Below are 17,060 nucleotides of genomic sequence, written 5' to 3'. Positions count from 1 at the left end.
CAGGTCACGGGGCGGCAACACGCTGGTGGCGGGCCGTCCAGCCGAGCTCGTTTCCGGCGCGCCGGCAGTCCACAAGGGACGAGGCCGGGTGGCGCCAGGGGGTGTCCGGGTAATAGTCGGCCGCGACGCGAGCCGGGTCGGCGCCGTTCCACGGTTCGGGTGCGGCCAGCAGAAAGGCGTGGAATCCGGTGAGCGGGGCCGTCAGCGCGGCCTGCACCGCGGCGGTCAGGTCCCGGATGTCGAGGTAGGCGAACAGGTCCGCGGGGCCGGGTCCGGCCGGTCTCGCCGAGACGGGACCGGCGTCGGGGTGGGTGACGTAGCAGGGCCGCAGGCAGATGGTGGTGAGGCCGTGCTGGCCGGCGAACTGGCGGCAGGCCTCCTCCGCCAGGTGCTTGGAGATCTGGTACGCCGAGGCGGGGCGGTGCGGATGGTCGTCGTCCACGGGCAGGTACTCCGGGCGGCCGCCGCCGACGCAGCCGAGGGCGTTGATGCTCGACATGTACACCACCCGGTGCACTCCGGCGCGCACCGCCGCCTGCAGCAGCGTGCAGGTGCCGGCGACGTTGACCGAGAACGTGTCGTGTTCGCGCCCGGGCCGGTCGCTGGCCAGGCCGCCGCAGTGCACCACCGCGTCGGCTCCGGCCAGTGCCTCGATCATCCCGTCCAGGTCTCGTACGTCGCAACGGACGTGCCGGATGTGCGGCGCCGGGCCGGCGGCGCTGACGTCCAGTGTGGACACCTCGACTCCGGCTCGGTGCAGCGCCGTCGCGGTCGCCGCGCCGATCGCGCCGCTCCCGCCGGTGACCAGGACACGACCGGCCCCGCGATCGCCCCCACGCGGACCGGTCACGGCAGCACCTCGGCCACGGCCGTTGCGACGGGCGATCCGCCGCGCAGGAAGAACCCCGCCCGATCCAGCGGGACGTCGATCGTGACCTGCTGGCCGCCCTGGTATTCGCGCCCGGTCCACGGATCGATCCACGCCACGCCGCCGGGCAGCCACACGGACCGCGCACGCGCACGGTAATCGAGGACCGGCGCGGCGAGGATGTCCGGGCCGAACATGAACTCGTCGTCGACCTCCCACGACACCGGATCGTCGGGGAAGTCCAGGAACAGCGGACGCATCAGCGGGATGCCCCGGGCGGTGGCCTCGGCCATGTGCTGCCCGATGTACGGGCGCAGCGCCTCGCGCAACCGCAGCATCGCGGCGGCGGCCTCGAGGACCTCGTCGCCGAAGGACCACAGTTCGTTGGGGGCGCCGCGCAGCACCTCGCCCTCGAGGTCCGGCCGGCGGTGCCCGTGCAGCCGGAACAGCGGCGTGAAGACCTGGAACTGGAACCACCGGATGATCAGCTCACGCAGTTGCGGGTCGGTGTTGGGGACCCAGGTGACGAAGCCGCCGATGTCCGAGCTCCACCACGGCATGCCGCTGAGTCCGGCGTTGAGCCCGGCCGGCACCTGCGCCCGCAGCGCCTCGAACGACGCGGAGATGTCCCCCGACCAGATCGCCACGCCGTAGCGGGCGGAGCCGGCCCATGCCGAGCGGCTGAGCAGGAGCGCGGCCGGCTCGCCGGCCCCGGCCAGGCCGTCGTGCAGCGTCTGGGCGTTCCAGTGCGGGTAGAGGCCGGCGACCGCCACACCGGGGCCCGCGTGGTAGCGCCACTGCGCAGGGTCGGGTGCCACCAGCTCGGGCTCGCAGGCGTCCAGCCAGAAGCCGCGGATGCCCAGGTCGTAGTACCCGGCGCGGATCTGGTCCCAGACGTATGCGCGGGCCTGCGGGTTGCTCGGGTCGTAGTAGTGCAGGAACGCCGGGCCGGTGTGCCCGACGTCCACGAACCGGGACGCGATCGAGAGCTCGTCGCTGTGCAGGAGCATCCCCTGCCGCTGCATCTCGGCGTAGTTGGAGCTGCGTTCGCTGACCGTGGGCCAGATCGAGACGACCACCTCGACACCGAGCTCGCGCAGGTGGGCGACCATCCCGGCGGGATCCGGCCAGCGCTGTGGGTCGAACCGCCAGTCGCCGTGGAAGCTCCAGTGCAGGAAGTCGATCACGATCACGGACAGCGGCAGCCCCCGGCCCAGGTGTTCGTGCACCACGTCGAGCAGCTCTTGCTGGTTGTCGTAGCGCAGCCGCGACTGGAAGAACCCGGTGGCCCAGTCGGGGTAGGCGGGTGCGTGGCCGGTGAGGTCGGCGTAGCGGCTCAGCGTGCCGGCCACGGTCGGGCCGGCCACGATCCAGTAGTCCAGCTCCCGGGCGCCCTCGGCGATCCACCGGGTGTTGGTGTGGCCGAGCTCGACCCGGCCGGCTCCGGGGTTGTTCCACAGCAGCCCGTATCCGCGGCTGGAGACCACGAACGGGATGGCGATCTGGGTGTTCTGCTGGACCAGGTCGATGACGCAGCCTTTCTGGTCCAACCGGCCGTGCTGGTGCTGCCCGAGTCCGTAGAGCTTCTCCCCCGCGTACGCCCGGAACGTTGCGGTGATCCGGCAGAGCTCGCCGCCCGACGGCCGCAGGTGCCGCGGCGGCGCGCTCTGCAGCCACTGCTCCTGCTCGCCGAGGAGTTCGGCGCCGGAGTCCGCGTCGGTGAAGGTGATGGTGCCTCGGCGGTCGACCACGGCCCGGATGGCACCGTTGGTGACCGTCGCCGACCCATCGGCGCCGATCACGATGTCGGCGGTGCTTCCCGGAGGTTGGTCGTGCAGCGCCCCGGGCTTGGCCCCGGCCTGGACCGCCCCGAGCGCGCTGCGCACGCGCAGAGCGTCAGGCCCCCAGGGCTGGATGAGGGTGACCTGCCGGCCGGACCGGATCTGCAGGCCGGACTCGATCTCGCACGCGACCGTGAGGCGCGGTTGGAGGGCGGGCGGCTGGGCGGTGGGCATCGTCATCATCCCTTCAATCCGTTGAATCCGATGCCGCGCACGATGTGTCGCTGGAAGATGGCGAACACGACCAGTGGCGGGAGCGTGGAGATCAGCAGACCGGCGATCAGCATGGCTTGGTCGGAGTACGTGGCAAGGCGGGGCAGGGCCACCGAGAGCGGCTGCTTGGCCGGATCGGTCATGGCGACCAGGGGCCAGAGGAAGTCCTTCCAGGCCGCCATCAGCGATAGGATGGCGATCGCGGCGACCACCGGGCGCGACATCGGCAGCACGATGGACCAGAAGGTACGTACGGCTCCCGCGCCGTCGGTGGCCGCGGCGTCGAACAGTTCGCGGGGTAGCGCGTCGAAGAACTGTTTCGCGATCAGCACGTTGAACGCGTGCGCGCCGGCCGGCAGCCAGATCGCCAGTGGGCCGTTGGCGATCGACACGTGCAGCCCGGGCAGGTCGGTGACGGTGAGGTACAGGGCCACGAGCGTCACCGTCCCCGGCAGGAACAATGTCGCGAGGATCGCCCCGTAGACGAGCGACCCGAACCGGGGCCGCAGGATCGACAGGGCGTAGCCGGCCGTGGTGGCGACCAGCACCTGGGCGGCGCAGGAGCCGGTCGCGTAGATCACCGTGTTGACCAGGTAGTGGCCGACCTCGAGGTCGTTCCAGGCGCTACTCAGGTTGCCCCAGTGCAGTGCGCCCGGCCACGGCCGGGTCGGGTCCCCGATCAGCTCCTGGGTCCCGGAGACCGACCCCTTGACCAGCCACCAGAAGGGCACGAGCGCGGCGGCCGCGACCCCGGTCAGCAGTAGCGCCTGGGTCACCAGCAGGCCCCATCGGGTGCCCGTACTGTTGCGATCCGCCGATGACACGATGCCGCGGGCGGGGCGGCTCGTGACGCGCCGGGGCCGGCGTGGGCGTGACGTCTCGCTGAGCTGTCCGGTCATGTCGCACTCCACCGTCGGGTCAGCCGCAGGTACACCGCGGACAGCGCCGCGAGGGCCGCGGCCAGCAGGACGCTCAACGCCGTGGCCGAGCCGAAGTCGCCGTTGACGAACGCATCGCGGTAGATGAGATAGATGACGGTGACGGTGGAGTTCTCCGGGCCGCCGTCGGTCATCACGAAGGGCTCGCTGAAGATCTGCAGCGTGCCGATGATCTGCAGCAGCAACAGGATGAGCATCATGCCCCGCAGCTGCGGCAGCGTGATGTGCCAGACCCGACGCCGGATCGAGGCACCGTCGACCTCGGCCGCCTCGTACAGCTCACCGGGGATCCCGGACAGCGACGCGAGGTACAGCAGGACGGTGCTGCCCGTGCTCTCCCACACGATCAGCAGCACCAGGCTGGGCAGTGCCGATGCCTTGGTCTGCAGCCACGGGGCCGGTCCGAGTCCGAGGTGTCCGAGGACCGAGTTGAACAGGCCGTGGTCGGGGTCGTAGAAGAACTTCCACAGCAGGATCGAGACGACCGGCGGCATGATCACCGGAAGGTAGACCAGGACCCGGAACAGGCCGCCGAGCCGGCGCAGCTCCGACATGACGATCGCGAGCAGCAGCGGCAGCGGGAAGCCGATCAGGATGGTCAGCGCGCCGAACTTGACGGTGTTGACGATCGCGGTGAGCAGCAGCGGGTCGGCCAGCACGTGCCGGAAGTTGTCCAGTCCCACCCATCGGGGCGGGTCGACGAAGTTCGTCTGCTGCAGGCTCAGCAGCACGCTCTTGACGATCGGCCACCAGGAGAAGTAGCCGAAGGCCAGCAGCGCCGGCGTCAGGAACAGCCAGGCGGCCAGCGGGGAGTGCCAGCGCACCCGGCCGTCGCGGCGCCGCCGCGGGCGGGTGTTCGGCGGCGGCCCGGCGGCGCCGCCCGGCGAGGCGGGGGTGGCGGCCTGGTCCCGGCTCCGGGACCAGGCACCATCCCGGAGGCCGGGGCCAGAGGTGGCGGTCATCATTGCTGGGCTTGCTGGACGATCGTGGTCGCCGACTTCTGCGCGGTGGCCAGTTCGGTCGCCGGATCGGCGTCCTGGCGGGTCAGCACCGCCTGCACGGCGGTGTCCAGACTCGCGTACAGCGACTGCGCGGCGACCGGGGGTTCCGGTTTGTACTGCAGCGTGGCCGTCCCGGAGACGAACGGCGCGAAGTTCTTCGGGTCGACCGTGACGTAGGGCTTGATCGCGTCGGCGATCTTCTGCTGGACGTCGGCGGTGAACAGGGCGACGGTCGGCACGCCGACCGGAATCGCGGACTCCTTGTTGGACTTCGCCCGTTCGGCGCCCGCCGCCGGATCGTACTGGGGTCGCAGGTAGTAGAAGTCGGTCCACTTGAGGATGGCGGCCTGCTGAGCCGCGGTGGCCTTCGGATTGACCATCACCGCCTGGCCGCCGACCAGGGTGGCGTTGCCGCCGGCCTGCGGGTAGGCGCCGGCACCGAAGCTCGCCGGATCGCCCTTGAACTGGTTGATGTAGCTGGTGTAGTAGCCGGGATCGGAGATGATCATCGCGAAGTTCCCGGCGGCGAACCCGCTGTTCACGTCGTTGTAGTTGAGAAGCTGGTTGGTTCCCATCGACTGGTCCTGCCAGCGCATCTTCTTGAGCTGGGTCAGGTGCGCCACCGCCTGCGGGTTGTTGACGGTAGCCGTGAACCTGCCGTCCTGCTGTGCCTCCATGGCGCCGCCGCGGGAGTACGTCGCCGCGGTCAGGCGCCACCCCCCGTTGTTCTTGACGGTCATCTCGGCGAAGCCGGGCACTCCGGTGCGCTCGGTGATCTGCTTGGCGTACGCCTGGACGTCGTCCCAGGTCGCGGGCGGCCGGTCGGGGTCCAGGCCGGCCTTGCTGAACAGGGACCGGTTGTAGACGAGACCGAGCGCGTATTCACTGGTGGGGATGCCGTACAGCTTGCCGGAGGCGTCCTTGAGGTTCTCCAGGACGCGCGGGTCGAACTGCCCGTACACGGGCAGGTCCTTCGCCGCCGTGGAGAGGTCCGCGACCTGGTGCCGGGCGATCAGGCCGGCGGGCTCGGTCAGCGGTACCAGCAGCATCGTCGGTGCCGTGCCGCCGGCCAGCTGGGTGATGTAGGCGGTTGCGTCGAAGGCGGCGTCGGTGGTCTGGATGTGGATGGCCGGGTTCGCCTTCTCGAACGCGGCCACCTGGTCGAGGTAGGTCTGTCGCGCGGCGGCTTTGGTGGTGGGCGGGATGCCCATCACGGTGATGGTGGTGATGCCGCCGCTCTGCGGCTTGGCCGACGAGCAAGCCGCGCCGGTGGCGGCAAGGCTCAGCGCTAAGACGCCCGCGAAGGCGCGGGTCGGCACTCTCGTCATCAGATTCCTCCAGCAGGCAGGTGGGGTGTTTCAGCAGGAGCCCCGGCAGGGTCCAGCGGGCTCCGGTACACGACGTTGCGCAGCTGCGTCCCGTCACGCAGGGCGCGGATGTTCGCGGCGACGTCCTGCATCCGGCTGGTGAAGACGTCGTTGGTGACTCCGGACGTGTGCGGCGTCATGATCACATTGGTGAGATCGTGGAACGGCAGGCCGGCGGGCACGCCGTGTACGCCGGAGCGCGGGTAGCGCCACCAGACGTCGATCGCGGCACCGGCGAGCCGGCCGTCGACGAGTGCGTTGTAGAGCGCGGCCTCGTCGACGACCGGCCCCCTGGAGACGTTGACCAGGAACGCGGTCGGGCGAAGATGGGCGAGCATGCCGGCGTCGAGCAGGCCGGCGGTCTCGGCGCTGAGCGGGACGGTGACGACCACGACGTCGCTGTCGCGCAGCAACCGGGGCAACTCGTCCGGTCCGCCGATCCAGGCCGCCGGGGCACTCGGGGTGGATCCGGGCCGCCGGCGGGTCGCGATCACCCGCATGCCCAGCGCGTCGCACAGCGTCGCCACGTGCCGGCCGATCTCGCCGAAGCCCACGATGCCGACGGTCTTGCCCAGCACCGTCTCGTGCACCGGCGCATCGGGGTCCTGGAACACCGACCGCCAGCGGCCCGCCCGCAGCGCCCGGTCCTCCACGAACAGCTGGCGGCTGAGGGCCAGCAGCGCCATGACGCAGTACTCGGCGATGGCCCGGCCGTGGTGCAGCGTGTTCGCGACGATCGCGCCGGGCCGGAGGCCGGTCACGTCGATGCCCTCGAAGCCGGCCCCGGCCACCTGTACCAGCCGGAGCGCCGCCGCGTCCGCGGCCGCGGCGGCCGGCAGCTGCGACCCGACGTAGACATCGGCCGCAGTCAGCAGTCCCTGCAGTGCGCCGGGGCGGTACGACCCGCCGAAGTCCCAGGACACGCCCTCCCCCACCGCCGCCGTCAGCTGCTGTGACAGCCGTATCTGCATGGGATCGGCTACGACCACGTGCACCTTGCGTCTCCTGTCTGTAAGCGACGCCGAACGATCGCGTTAAAGTCAGATTAAACTGCCCAGCTCTGGAGGTGTCAAGATTCACCGCCCGACGTCCGGCCCGAGCTCGACCGGCTCCATCCAGGCAGCAGACTCCCGAGCCACATGGCGAATGGGCACATCACCTTCGACCGGATAGGCTGTCGGCGTCACAAAGACCAGTGGTGTACTGTTTGATCAGATTATTGGCGCGTAGGAAGGCGAAGCGTGCGCGACATCGACGCACCCTCTGGCGATCGCCTGTACGACCGGGTGGTCGAGCACCTCGGCAAGGAGATCGTCACCGGCCGCATCGCACCCGGCTCGCCGGTCTCCCCCGAGCGCTTGGCCGAGGAACTGCAGGTCTCCCGGCCGGTGCTGCGTGAGGCGTTCCGAACCCTGCAGTCTCAGGGTCTGCTCGTCGCCCGGCCCAAGATCGGCACACGGGTCGCGGACCCTTCCGCCTGGAACTACCTCGATTCCAAGGTGATCGCCTGGCGCCTGGCCAGCAACAAGCGCGACGAACAGGTCGCCGAGCTGTACGCGATGCGCCTTGCGGTCGAGCCGCTCGCGGCCCGGATGACCGCCGACCGGGCCACGCCACACGACCTCGCCCGGCTGACCAAGGCGATCGACGCGATGTACGTGGCGCTCGACGAGCGCGACACCCACACGTTCACCGCCGCCGACATCGACTTCCACCTGGCCTTGCTGGAGTTCTCCGGCAACGGCATGTTCGCGTGCCTCAGCAGCGTCATCGCCAGCGCCGTCCGCACCCGCGAGACGCTGGTGTTCCCCGTCGTCGAGGCGATGCGCCGCGGGCTGCTGCTCCACCGCCAACTCGTCCAGGCCATCATGACCTCCGACCCCGCCATCGAACAGACCGCCCGCCAGCTGATCGTCGAGGCCCAGAACGAGGCCGAACGCGCACTGGGCAACTGGTCCACCGCCTTCTCCCCCGCGGAGGTGTAGGCGCGACCGCGTCCCGCCGTAGGGAGACGGCTGCCCGAGCTACCGGGACGACCGCCGGCGCAGCAGGCCCGATCCGCCCAGCGCCAGGGCCGCGAACGCGGCGAGAGGGAGCAGGGCGACGTACGGATCCTGCAGCTCGATACGACTGTTGGCCAGATCGTCGGCCGGGGACAGCGCCATCGGCACGAGGTCCGGGATGGCCCACGCCGGGCCGTAGGCGGACAGCACCGTGACGAGCGAGAAGATCAGCAGCGGCGTGAGGACGGCGACGCCGAGCGCGGCCGGCACCGAGTCCCGGACATGGCCACCGCGGCGGGCGCCGAGCAGCAGCACGGCCCCGATCGCGAACCCGGTCACGACCACCGCGCCGCCGACGCCGGCCGCCACGGGCGGGAACAGCAGCTGCGACGCCAGCCACCACCCGGCAGCAGCGGCCGACAGCAGGACGGACGACCTCGCTCGCGTCATCCGGTCACCCTACAAGCCGGCGCCGATGACGGACAGCAGTCGCAGCTTCTCGTAGCTCTCGCTGCCGGGCACGGCGGTGTAGACCAGCAGGGAGTGCCCCTGGTCCGGGTCGAGCAGCGCCTGGCAGGCGACCTCGACGACGCCGACCTCCGGGTGCAGGAACCGCTTCTCGTGGCTGTACCCCACGCCGATCTCGTGCTGGTCCCAGACGCGGCGGAACTCCTCACTGCCGGCGAGCAGCAGCTGCAGCAGGTGCGCGGCGTGCGAGCCCGGCCCGCGCAGCGTGACCGTCCGGCGCAGCCCGGAGGCGAAGACGCGGGCGTGCGTCGCGTGGTCGTCGGGGTGGTACCGAGCCCGGCACGCCGGGTCGGTGAACCACCGGTAGCCGATGCTGCGGGCCGGCCCCGTGTACCGGGTCTGGTCGCCGGTCAGCGCGACCCCGAGCGCCGTCTGCCGCAGCGTCTCGCCGAGCTCGGTGACGATCTCGGCGGGCGTGTCGGCGAGCCGGTCGAAGATGCGCAGCAGGCCCGGGCCGATGTGCTCGCTCGTCGTGCCCCGGGCCGGCGGATGGTGCCCGGCGAGGCGGAACAGGTGGTCGCGCTCGTCGCGGGACAGGTGCAGCCCTTGCGCGATGGAGGCGATCATCTGCTCGGACGGGTGCGGGCCGCGCTCGCGCTCGAGCCGGCTGTAGTAGTCGGCGGAGATGTGGCACAGCGTGGCCACCTCCTCGCGGCGCAGCCCGCTGGTGCGGCGCCGCTGCCCGCGCGGCAGGCCGACGTCCTCGGGCTGCAGCGCCGCCCGCCGACGCCGCAGGAACTCGGCGAGCCCGGCTCGATCGATCACCAGTTCGTTGTACCACCGCCGCCGCACCGCAGCCTGGGATCGTCAGGCCGTGGATGCGCCCGCGGAACCCGTGCAGCCTGGGCACATGGCACGCAGACAGCCCGACATCACCGTCCCCGACCTCACCGGCAGGCTCGCCGTCGTCACCGGCGCCAGCGACGGCGTCGGCCTCGGCCTCGCGACCCGCCTGGCGGCCGCCGGAGCCGAGGTCATCATGCCCGTGCGCAACCGGCACAAGGGCGAGGCGGCGATCGCCAGGATCCGGCAGTCGTACCCGCACGCCGCCCTCACCCTGCGCGACCTCGACCTGTCCTCGCTGGACTCGGTGGCCGCCCTGTCCACGCGGCTGCGCGACGACAACCGCCCCATCCACATCCTCGTCAACAACGCCGGCGTGATGACGCCCCCGGCCCGCCGCGAGACCGCCGACGGGTTCGAGCTGCAGTTCGGCACGAACCACCTCGGCCACTTCGCCCTCGTGGGCCACCTGCTCCCCCTGCTGCGCGCCGGCCACGCGACCGTCACGTCCCAGATCAGCGTCGCGGCGAACCAGAACGCCATCAACTGGGACGACCTCAACTGGGAGCGCTCGTACGACGGCATGCGCGCCTACAGCCAGTCGAAGATCGCCCTCGGCCTCTTCGGCCTCGAGCTGGACCGCCGCAGCCGGGTGGCCGGCTGGGGCATCACGAGCAACCTCGCCCACCCCGGCGTCGCCGCGACCAACCTCCTGCAGGCCCAGCCCGACGCGGGCCGGCCCACTCCCACCCTGGGCGGCCGCGTCGTCCGCACCCTCGGCAACCTCGGCATCCTCGTCGGCACGCCCGAGTCCGCCGCGCTCCCGGCCCTGTACGCCGCGACGTCCCCGGACGCGCGGGGCGCCCGGATGTACGGCCCGAGCGGCTTCCAGCACCTCGCGGGCCCGCCGGCCGAGCAGGAGCTGTACTCGCGCCTGCGCGGCGAGGCCGAGGCCGTCCGCGTCTGGCAGGCCTCGGAGCGGCTCACCCGCTGCGTCTTCCCCGACGCGCTGCCCGTGACCGACGGCTGACGGCCCCGGCGCGCTACCGGGCGCGGAGCCCGTCGATCAGGATCGACAGCAGGCGCGGGGCGCGCGCGTCGAGCTCGGCGTCGTCCAGCCGCGACAGCCAGCTGATGAGCACGATCACGTCGCGGGCCTCGGCGTCGCCGCGCACGGTGCCGGCCGAGCGCCCCGCGGCCAGCAGCAGCTCGACCGCCTCGCCGATCGGGCCGAGGCTGTGGGTCGCGAGGTCGCGCCACACCGACGCCTCGACCGCGGCGAACACGTCCCGCTTGACCCGGGCGTAGGCGGCCACCCGCTCGAACCACGCCGCGAGCGCGCCGAGCGGCTCGTGCGCCGCGAGCAGCCGCGGGGCCGCGGCCACGAGCTCGTCCACCTCGCGGCGGTAGACCTCGGCGAGCAGGTCCTCGCGGGTCGGGAAGTGCCGGTACAGCGTCCCCTGCCCGATCCCGCAGGCCTTCGCGACCGCGTTGAGCCGCAGCTCCCCCGGCTCGTGCACGAGGTCGCGCGCCGCCTGCAAGATCCGCTCCCGGTTGCGCTGGGCGTCGGCGCGACGTGCCGAAGCGGACACGTGTCCGCTAGAGTCGAGGTAACCGGACATGTGTCCACTCTAGGCAAGGGGGATCCCCATGGCCATCCACGGCAAGGTCGTCGCCATCACCGGGGCCAGCAGCGGCATCGGCGAGGCGACCGCGCGCCACCTGGCCTCGCTCGGCGCGCCCGTCGTGCTCGGCGCCCGCCGCACCGACCGCCTCGACCGGCTCGTCGCCGAGATCGAGGCGGCGGGCGGCCGGGCGGCGGCCGTTCGCGTGGACGTCACCGACCCGGGCGACCTGACGGCGCTCGTCGCCGCCGCCGTCGAGCGGTTCGGCCGCCTCGACGTCCTCGTGGGCAACGCGGGCATGACCCGGATCGGCCTCGTCGCCGAGTTCGACGTCGCGGACTGGATGGCGATGGTCGACGTCAACGTGAAGGGCATCCTGCACGGCATCGCCGCGGCCCTGCCGGTGTTCCGGCGCCAGGGCAGCGGCCACCTCGTCACCGTCGTCTCCACCTCCGGCCTGAAGATCGTGCCGACCCAGGCCGTGTACGCGGGCACGAAGAACGCGGTCCGCACCCTCCTGGAGGGCCTGCGGCAGGAGAGCACCGACGGCGTCCTGCGCACGACGTCGATCTCCCCCGGCTATGTGCGCACCGAGCTCATCGACAACGCCGTCGACGATCCCGCCGCACGCGAGCAGGCCCGCCAGCACATGGCCGACCTCGGCATCGACCCGCTGGCCGTGGCCCGCGCGATCGCCTTCGCGATCGACCAGCCCGACGACGTCGAGATCGGCGACCTGACCATCCGCCCGACCCGCCAGGGCTGACCCCGCGCCGATCCGGCCGGCCTGACGCAGCGTCACTATCCTCGCGGTATGTCGTTCCTCTCGCGGCGCCTCGGCCCGGGGCTTCTCGCCGATCTGGTGGTGTCCGCCTCGGTCGTCGCGCTGTCGACCTGGTGGTGGCACCAGTTCCGCATCGGCGGGCTGCTCTACGGCGGGCTCGTCGGCGTCGCGCTGCTGTGGCGCCGCCGCCGGCCGATCGCCGTGCTCGCCGTCGTGGTCGTGCTCTCCGCCGCCGTGGCCCCCGTGATGGTGCACGGCACGCACCTGCACGAGGGCATGCTGCTCGTCGCGCTCGCCACCGCCACGCACGCCGCCCTCGCGCACGCGCGGTCGCTGCGCGCGGCGGTGGGGTGCGCGCTCGCCGTGCTGCTCTTCGTGGCCGTACTGCTCGAGGCGCGGCCGCCGTTCGAGGGCGGCTTGGCACCGGTCGACCTGTGGGGTCTCGGGCGGTCGCTGCTCGGCGTGCTGGGCTACGCGGCCGTGGTCTGGGCGGCCGCCCTGAGCGTGCGGTTCGCCCGCCAGCAGAGGGCGACGACGGCCGAGCGGCGCGGGCACGCCGAGCGGGAGCGGGCGCAGCAGACCCGGATCGCCGTGGCCGAGGAGCGGGCCCGGATCGCGCGGGAGCTGCACGACATCGTCGCCCATTCGCTGTCGGTGATCGTGCTGCAGGCCAACGGCGGGCAGTACGCGTTCGACCACGATCCCGCGCGGGCCCGGGAGGCGCTGCGCACGATCGGCGCGACCGGCCGAGACGCACTCGAGGAGATCCGGCACCTGGTGCAGATCCTGCGCGGGGACTCCGACGACGAGCTGAGCCGGGACCACGCCGTCGCCTCCGTCGTGGCTCGGGCCCGCACCGCCGGTGTCGACGTCGAGCTTCATGTGGAAGGCGTACCGCCCGAGGTCCCCGGCGGCGTCGCGCTCGCCGTCTACCGCATCGTGCAGGAGTCGCTCACGAACACGCTGAAGCACGCGGGCCCGGCCCCGGCCGCGACCGTCCGTATCGCCTACCGGCCCGGCGCCGTCGAGCTGGAGGTCACCGACTCCGGCACCGGCGCGGCCGCGTCCCCGGGCGGCGGCCACGGGCTCGTCGGCATGCGCGAGCGCGCCACGCTCTACGGCGGCACCTTCGACGCGGGCCCGTCGCTGAGCGGTGGCTGGCGCGTCCGGGCCCGCATCCCCCTCGCGGCCGAGGCGGTCACCGCGTGATCCGGGTGGTGCTCGTCGACGACCAGCAGCTCGTGCGCGCCGGGTTCCGCATGGTGCTCGACTACCAGCCGGACATCACCGTGGTCGGCGAGGCCGGGGACGGCGCCGAGGCGCTGCGGCTGCTGCGCGGCACCGACGCCGACGTGGTCGTGATGGACCTGCGGATGCCGGTGCTCGACGGGGTCGCCGCGACCCGGCGGATCTGCGCGGCCGGCCCGACACCCCGGGTGCTGGTCCTGACCACGTTCGACACCGACGAGGAGGCGTTCGCGGCACTGCAGGCCGGGGCGAGCGGCTTCCTGCTCAAGAGCGTGCCGCCGGACGAGCTGCTGTCCGCGATCCGCGTCGTGGCCGGCGGCGAGGCCGTGGTGGCGCCCCGGGTGACCCGGCGGCTGCTCGACCGCTTCGCCGGGCGGCTCGGGCCGCAGAACTCGGACCCGGCGGCGGCGCCCGACCTGACCGACCGCGAGCAGGAGGTCCTGCTGCTGGTCGCGCAGGGGCTGTCCAACGCCGAGGTCGGCGGCCGGCTCCACGTCGCGGAGGCGACGGTCAAGACCCACGTCGGGCGCATCCTGGCCAAGCTGGGCCTGCGGGACCGGGTGCAGGCGGTGGTCTTCGCCTACGAGTCGGGCCTGGTGCGCCCCGGCCGCGATACCTGAGTCGCAGGCGTACGACCTGAGTCGTACGCGGCGAACCAGCATCACGGTGGACGCCCCGCCCCGCGGCGCTGCCTAGCGTCGGGATCACGGATCCTCGACGAACGGGAGCACCATCGTGCCAGCGCTGCAGGCGGCCGGACTCAGCAAGGTGTACGGCCACGGCGACACCGCCGTCACCGCGCTCGACGGCGTCGACGTCACCTTCGCGGAGGGCCGGTTCCACGCCATCATGGGCGCCTCCGGCTCCGGCAAGTCGACGCTGCTGCACTGCCTCGCCGGCCTCGACCGGCCCACGAGCGGCGCCGTGCGCATCGGCGACGCCGACCTCACGACGCTCAACGACGAGCGGCTGACCCGGCTGCGCCGCGACCACGTGGGCTTCGTGTTCCAGCGGTTCAACCTGCTGCCGGTGCTGACCGCGCGGGAGAACATCCTGCTGCCGCTGACGATCGCCGGGCGCCGGGCCGACCACGCGTGGTTCGAGCGGGTGGTGGCGGCCGTCGGGCTGGCCGACCGGCTCGGTCATCGCCCGTCGGAGCTGTCCGGCGGCCAGCAGCAGCGGGTCGCGGTCGCCCGGGCGCTGATCACCCGGCCGTGGGTGGTCTTCGCCGACGAGCCGACCGGCAACCTCGACTCCCGCTCCGGCGCCGAGGTCCTCGGCCTGCTGCGCGACGCCGTGGCCCTGCTCGGCCAGACGGTGGTGATGGTGACCCACGACCTGCACGCCGCCGCGCACTGCGACCGGGTCGCGTTCCTGCAGGACGGCCGGTACGCCGCCGCCGTCGAGGACCCCACCGCCGAGGCGATCGTCGCCACGCTGGCCCGCCTCGACCGGGCCCGGTGACCGCCGTGCTCCGGCTGACCCTGCGCACCGCCCGCGCCAACCTCACCCGCTCGCTGCTCTCGTCGCTGGCCGTGGTCCTCGGCGTCGCGTTCGTCTGCGGCAGCCTCATGTTCACCGACGGGCTCGCCGCCGCGATGACCGGCCGCGCCGCCGAGCAGTACCGCAACGTCGACGTCCAGGTCGAGCCGGACGGCACCGTCCGGGCCGACGAGTCCGCCGACCTGGCCGAACGCGTGCGGAAGGTCCCCGGCGTCCGCGCCGCCGAGGCCACCTGGCAGCTGTACTTCCTCGGCCTCGCCGCCGCCGACGGCCGGAAGATCCGCGGCGAGCACCGGGCCGTCAACGTCGCCGCCGACGAGCACCTGCGCTCCCTCGCGGCCGCCGAAGGCCGGCTTCCGTCCGCCCACGGCGAGGTCGCCCTCGACAAGGACACCGCCGCCCGCGAGCACCTGCGCATCGGCGACGGGGTGATGGTCAGCAACGTCGGCGGGGACGCCGCGACCTACACCGTCGTCGGCCTGACCACGGCGTCGAGGGGCCCGTTCGACAGCGACGGCGTCCTGCTCGTCCTGACGAGCGCCGACGTCGAGGCCCTGGCCGGCTACCCGTCGACCACCGTGATCGTCGACGCCGCCGACGGCGTGCCGGACGAGGAGCTCGCCGCCCGGATCTCCGCGGCCGTCGGCGTCCGGGCGACGGCGCACGATGAGCTGGTACACCAGGCGCAGAACGAGGCCGTGGGCAATGCGAACACGTTCCGCACCGGGCTGCTCGGCTTCGCGGTCATCGCCGTGGCCATGGCCGCGTTCGTCATCGCGAACACGTTCACCATCGTGCTCGCCCAGCGCACGCGGGAGATCGCCCTGCTGCGCCTGGTGGGCGCGACCCGCCGGCAGGTGTTCCGGTCCGTGGTGCTGGAGGCCGCGGTCATCGGGCTCGGCGGGTCCGGGCTCGGGCTCGCCCTCGGCGCGCTGGTCGCGTTCGGGCTTCCGGCGCTGGTCGAGGTCCGCGTCGACCCGCTGGTCTCGGTCAAGACGGTGCTCGTCGCGCTCGGCGTGGGCGTCGGGGTGACCGTGCTGGCGGCGCTGTTGCCGGCTCGGCGCGGTACGACTGTGGCTCCTGTCGCCGCGTTGTCCGACGCCGCCGTGCAGGTCGCCCGCCCGACCGGCCGGGTCCGCCGGGTCTTCGGGGTGCTCGCCGTGGCCGCCGGGCTCGCGGGCCTCGCCGCGGCGACGGCGGCCGGGCGCACCGAGGTGACGGTCGCCGGGACCCTGCTGACGATCGCCGGGTTTTTACTGCTGAGCCCAGTGGTGGTACCGGCTGTGGTGCGCCTCGCCGGCCGGCCGCTCGGCGCGCTCGGCGGGGCCACCGTCGCCCTCGCGCTGCGCAACGCCGTGCGCAACCCGCGCCGCATCGCGACCACCACCAACGCGCTCGTCGTCGGCGTGACCCTGGTCGGCACCTTCACGCTCATCGCCAAGAGCGCCGAGGCCCCGGCCGAACGCCGGGCCGATGCCAAGCTGCGCGCCCAGTTCCTGGTCACCGACTCCGCCGACTTCGGGTTCCTGCCGGCCGGGCTGCTCGACGCGCTGCAGCGGCAGCCGCAGCTCGGCGGATTCCGGCCCCGGTACGAGACCTACGACCAGGACGCGAGCCTGGAGGTGCACACCGGCGCGCCGCGGCCGGGCGCCGCGGACGTCACCGCCGATCTGGGGGTCGCGGCCGGCGGGACCGTCACCATCCACGGCCGCCCGTTCACCGTGGCGTCGGTCGTGTCCGGCACCCGCAGCGTGTGGCTGACGGCCGAGGACATCACCGCCGTGTTCGACGATCCGCGGCTGGCCGAGGTGCAGCTCGACCCGGCCGCCGGGGTGAGCAAGGCCGACGCCCGCGCCGCGATCGACCGCACCCTGAACGCGTTCCCGGCCGCGGTCGCATACGACCACGAGCAGTACGTCGAACGCCTCAACGCCCAGCTCAACCAGGGCCTCGAGGTCGTCACCGCCCTGCTCGCCATGGCCGTGGTCATCGCGCTCATCGGCGTGGCCAACACCCTCACCCTGTCCGTGGTCGAGCGCACCCGGGAGAACGCCCTGCTCCGCGCGGTCGGCCTGACCCGGCGCGAGCTGCGGCTGACCCTCGCGGCCGAGGCGCTCGTCCTCGCCCTCACCGGCACCCTGATCGGGGTCGCCGCGAGCGTCGCCATCGCCCTGTCGGTGCTCGGCGCCATCGAGATGCACGGCTCGGGACTGTCCCTGGTGATGCCCTGGGACCGGCTCGGCATCCTGCTCGGCGTGGCCGTGCTCGCCGCGCTGGCCGCCGCGGTCCTGCCGGCCCGCCGAGCCGCGCGCCAGCCGATCGCCGTAAGCCTGGCGGTCGAGGACTGACGAGGACTGA

The 17,060-nt window shown here is 72.8% G+C and carries 16 protein-coding genes; 7 read left to right on the top strand and 9 right to left on the bottom strand.

The features are described from left to right. Nucleotides 1-4: 4 nt before the first annotated feature. The 6 genes from ABT369_RS05755 to ABT369_RS05730 are packed head-to-tail and all read right to left on the bottom strand — an operon-like array spanning nt 5 to nt 7,223. The gene (locus tag ABT369_RS05755) at nt 5-850 is read right to left on the bottom strand and encodes an NAD-dependent epimerase/dehydratase family protein (RefSeq protein ID WP_350610522.1); all 846 of its coding nucleotides are present in this window, start codon (nt 848-850) and stop codon (nt 5-7) included. Continuing rightward, on the bottom strand, nt 847-2,883 hold the full coding sequence (locus tag ABT369_RS05750) for a glycoside hydrolase family 31 protein (RefSeq protein WP_350610521.1): 2,037 nt from the start codon (nt 2,881-2,883) through the stop codon (nt 847-849). Before ABT369_RS05750 ends, ABT369_RS05755 begins: the two co-directional genes overlap by 4 nt. Nucleotides 2,884-2,888: 5 nt before the next feature. Beyond that, nucleotides 2,889-3,821 carry a carbohydrate ABC transporter permease gene (locus ABT369_RS05745; RefSeq protein ID WP_350610520.1) on the bottom strand — a complete coding sequence of 311 codons (933 nt, stop codon included), beginning with the start codon at nt 3,819-3,821 and terminating at the stop codon, nt 2,889-2,891. Next, the gene (locus ABT369_RS05740) at nt 3,818-4,822 is read right to left on the bottom strand and encodes a carbohydrate ABC transporter permease (RefSeq protein ID WP_350610519.1); all 1,005 of its coding nucleotides are present in this window, start codon (nt 4,820-4,822) and stop codon (nt 3,818-3,820) included. The genes ABT369_RS05745 and ABT369_RS05740 overlap by 4 nt, the downstream gene beginning before the upstream one ends. Next, nucleotides 4,822-6,189, bottom strand: a complete 1,368-nt coding sequence (locus ABT369_RS05735; protein ID WP_350610518.1) for an ABC transporter substrate-binding protein — start codon at nt 6,187-6,189, stop codon at nt 4,822-4,824. The genes ABT369_RS05740 and ABT369_RS05735 overlap by 1 nt, the downstream gene beginning before the upstream one ends. Beyond that, entirely contained in the window at nt 6,189-7,223 is a 1,035-nt protein-coding gene (locus tag ABT369_RS05730; protein ID WP_350610517.1) for a 2-hydroxyacid dehydrogenase, read from the bottom strand. The genes ABT369_RS05735 and ABT369_RS05730 overlap by 1 nt, the downstream gene beginning before the upstream one ends. 246 nt (nt 7,224-7,469) lie before the next feature. Here ABT369_RS05730 and ABT369_RS05725 point away from each other — a divergent pair, with 246 nt between their 5' ends. Next, on the top strand, nt 7,470-8,213 hold the full coding sequence (locus tag ABT369_RS05725; RefSeq protein WP_350610516.1) for a FadR/GntR family transcriptional regulator: 744 nt from the start codon (nt 7,470-7,472) through the stop codon (nt 8,211-8,213). 39 nt (nt 8,214-8,252) lie between these two features. Here the strand turns inward: ABT369_RS05725 and ABT369_RS05720 are convergent, their stop codons facing one another. Both ABT369_RS05720 and ABT369_RS05715 read right to left on the bottom strand, forming a co-directional pair. Next, nucleotides 8,253-8,681 (bottom strand): hypothetical protein, encoded by a 429-nt coding sequence (locus tag ABT369_RS05720; RefSeq protein ID WP_350610515.1) that lies wholly within the window; start codon nt 8,679-8,681, stop codon nt 8,253-8,255. A 9-nt stretch (nt 8,682-8,690) separates the two neighbouring features. Continuing rightward, nucleotides 8,691-9,524 (bottom strand): helix-turn-helix transcriptional regulator, encoded by an 834-nt coding sequence (locus tag ABT369_RS05715; RefSeq protein ID WP_502891708.1) that lies wholly within the window; start codon nt 9,522-9,524, stop codon nt 8,691-8,693. A gap of 85 nt (nt 9,525-9,609) precedes the next feature. Here ABT369_RS05715 and ABT369_RS05710 point away from each other — a divergent pair, with 85 nt between their 5' ends. Next, entirely contained in the window at nt 9,610-10,572 is a 963-nt protein-coding gene (locus ABT369_RS05710; RefSeq protein WP_350610514.1) for an SDR family oxidoreductase, read from the top strand. Between the two features lie 13 nt (nt 10,573-10,585). Here the strand turns inward: ABT369_RS05710 and ABT369_RS05705 are convergent, their stop codons facing one another. Continuing rightward, nucleotides 10,586-11,164, bottom strand: coding sequence for a TetR/AcrR family transcriptional regulator (locus ABT369_RS05705; protein WP_350610513.1), 579 nt, complete (start codon nt 11,162-11,164; stop codon nt 10,586-10,588). A gap of 28 nt (nt 11,165-11,192) precedes the next feature. On the opposite strand from ABT369_RS05705, the gene ABT369_RS05700 reads away from it, so the two are divergent. From ABT369_RS05700 to ABT369_RS05680, 5 genes are all read left to right on the top strand, one after another. After that, nucleotides 11,193-11,933 carry an SDR family oxidoreductase gene (locus tag ABT369_RS05700; protein ID WP_350610512.1) on the top strand — a complete coding sequence of 247 codons (741 nt, stop codon included), beginning with the start codon at nt 11,193-11,195 and terminating at the stop codon, nt 11,931-11,933. 48 nt (nt 11,934-11,981) lie between these two features. Next, nucleotides 11,982-13,160, top strand: coding sequence for a sensor histidine kinase (locus tag ABT369_RS05695; protein ID WP_350610511.1), 1,179 nt, complete (start codon nt 11,982-11,984; stop codon nt 13,158-13,160). Beyond that, nucleotides 13,157-13,819: a response regulator gene (locus tag ABT369_RS05690; protein WP_350610510.1), complete on the top strand. Its 663-nt coding sequence runs from the start codon at nt 13,157-13,159 to the stop codon at nt 13,817-13,819. The genes ABT369_RS05695 and ABT369_RS05690 overlap by 4 nt, the downstream gene beginning before the upstream one ends. A gap of 115 nt (nt 13,820-13,934) precedes the next feature. Continuing rightward, a complete protein-coding gene (locus ABT369_RS05685; protein ID WP_350610509.1) occupies nt 13,935-14,663 on the top strand; it encodes an ABC transporter ATP-binding protein in 729 nt (242 codons plus the stop codon). Further along, complete coding sequence (locus ABT369_RS05680) at nt 14,660-17,050, top strand: ABC transporter permease (RefSeq protein WP_350610508.1); 2,391 nt, start codon at nt 14,660-14,662, stop codon at nt 17,048-17,050. Before ABT369_RS05685 ends, ABT369_RS05680 begins: the two co-directional genes overlap by 4 nt. Nucleotides 17,051-17,060 lie beyond the last annotated feature (10 nt).

Source organism: Dactylosporangium sp. NPDC000244, from assembly GCF_040300725.1.
Classification (GTDB): Bacteria; Actinomycetota; Actinomycetes; order Mycobacteriales; family Micromonosporaceae; genus Dactylosporangium.
The sequence above is the reverse complement of the archived record's forward strand: the minus strand, read 5'-3'. Positions and strand labels throughout refer to the sequence as shown.

Bases quoted from the DNA above. Each gene is read 5' to 3' on its own strand.
- ABT369_RS05705 (WP_350610513.1), bottom strand. From the start codon at position 11,164: ATGTCCGGTTACCTCGACTCTAGCGGACACGTGTCCGCTTCGGCACGT.
- ABT369_RS05695 (WP_350610511.1), top strand. From the start codon at position 11,982: ATGTCGTTCCTCTCGCGGCGCCTCGGCCCGGGGCTTCTCGCCGATCTG.
- ABT369_RS05745 (WP_350610520.1), bottom strand. From the start codon at position 3,821: ATGACCGGACAGCTCAGCGAGACGTCACGCCCACGCCGGCCCCGGCGC.
- ABT369_RS05720 (WP_350610515.1), bottom strand. From the start codon at position 8,681: ATGACGCGAGCGAGGTCGTCCGTCCTGCTGTCGGCCGCTGCTGCCGGG.
- ABT369_RS05740 (WP_350610519.1), bottom strand. From the start codon at position 4,822: ATGACCGCCACCTCTGGCCCCGGCCTCCGGGATGGTGCCTGGTCCCGG.
- ABT369_RS05710 (WP_350610514.1), top strand. From the start codon at position 9,610: ATGGCACGCAGACAGCCCGACATCACCGTCCCCGACCTCACCGGCAGG.
- ABT369_RS05750 (WP_350610521.1), bottom strand. From the start codon at position 2,883: ATGCCCACCGCCCAGCCGCCCGCCCTCCAACCGCGCCTCACGGTCGCG.
- ABT369_RS05735 (WP_350610518.1), bottom strand. From the start codon at position 6,189: ATGACGAGAGTGCCGACCCGCGCCTTCGCGGGCGTCTTAGCGCTGAGC.
- ABT369_RS05700 (WP_350610512.1), top strand. From the start codon at position 11,193: ATGGCCATCCACGGCAAGGTCGTCGCCATCACCGGGGCCAGCAGCGGC.